Source organism: Leptospira idonii, assembly GCF_004770995.1.
GTDB classification, from domain to species: Bacteria; Spirochaetota; Leptospiria; order Leptospirales; family Leptospiraceae; genus Leptospira_A; species Leptospira_A idonii.
Genome location: NZ_RQHW01000024.1, coordinates 1 through 1,259, shown reverse-complemented (window position 1 = coordinate 1,259; position 1,259 = coordinate 1). Strand labels below are relative to the sequence as shown.

General features: G+C 31.8%; 1 protein-coding gene. It reads right to left on the bottom strand.

Annotation, left to right across the window (positions count from 1 at the left end; genetic code table 11):
* Nucleotides 1-168: 168 nt before the first annotated feature.
* Nucleotides 169-1,259 (bottom strand): hypothetical protein (locus EHS15_RS06755; RefSeq protein ID WP_210416310.1); only part of this gene is annotated, 1,091 nt, incomplete at its 5' end.

Here is a 1,259-nt window from a genome sequence, read left to right as displayed (position 1 = left end):
TTTCGCATAACGAACTAGGCTTACCGAAGTCCCCTGACCCTGAGTCCCAAAGGGACGTTAGGGACTGGCACAGAGCTTGCGTTTGCAAGTGAGTGCCAGAAAGGGGATTTGTCGGAGACCAAGCAAGGGTGAGCGGAGCGAATCCCGCAGCGAAGCGGTAAGCCGTAGTTATGCGCAGCTCTCGTGTTGGTTTATCTCAATTCCTTTGCTTTGTAGATAAAGTCTTAGGGAAAAGGATTTATACTCGTTCTTTAATTCTGTTTGAAATATATCTAGCAAAATATAATAAAGGCGATTTTTGATGCAGTAAATGACTTTCTCTCTTTTTGTTTCAAGAATCTTTTCGTATTTATAAAAGTCATTAAATAATAAATCTATATATTCATTATAATTATGACCTAAAAATGAATAACTTCCCGTTCCTATTAAGATGAAAGAAATTATAATACTTGCTAATAAAATTTCACCAGCTGGACCAATAAAATAATTTTTGATATTTGAAAAATCAAATAGAATTTGCGGCAAGATATATAATCCAGAATGACCATGTTGTTTTAAGCTAGGATCAATTTGAGATATGCTGTTTAGCGTAATTGTATATATGATAAGGACGATGAACATAATAAATAAAAATGACAGTTTGCAAAATAATGGAAGAAAGTAGCGAAGCCATTTATGCGTAATGTCAAGATTATATGAAAGTTTAAATTGGTGGGTTGGATACTCCAGGTTAAATAATATCGCATTATCATTTAGTCTAAAAAATTCAAATATTATGAGATCTTCAAGAGATTTAAGATTATTATATAAATAGATTTGAATGACATTAAAAATTTTAGGATTTAATCGATCCCCCCACAGATCTATTTCTGTTTCGGTTGTAAGCTTTGATAAAACAGATCCGTATATACTAAAGTAAAAGAAAAGCGGATCTAGCGTGTAAAGTAATATTAACACCAGGGCGGTTGGTAAGAAAATAGATATTAGGATAATAATAAAGCTGTCATAGTAAAAAATTGTTATAATACTTGATGTTAGCGCTATTGTAATTAGAGAGAGTCCAAAATAAAGTGATTTCGAACACAATAGTTTTTCAATACCGAAAAAACCACTTTTCGAAAGTTGGTTAAAATCAATCATTTTGTAAAGAGCTAATTCTTGGATTCCTATTTTGATAAGAAATAGAATTAAAAATAAAAATGCGAGTATTGAGTAACTTATGTATTGAATGTTCATTTTAAAGAGTTGCGCATAACGAA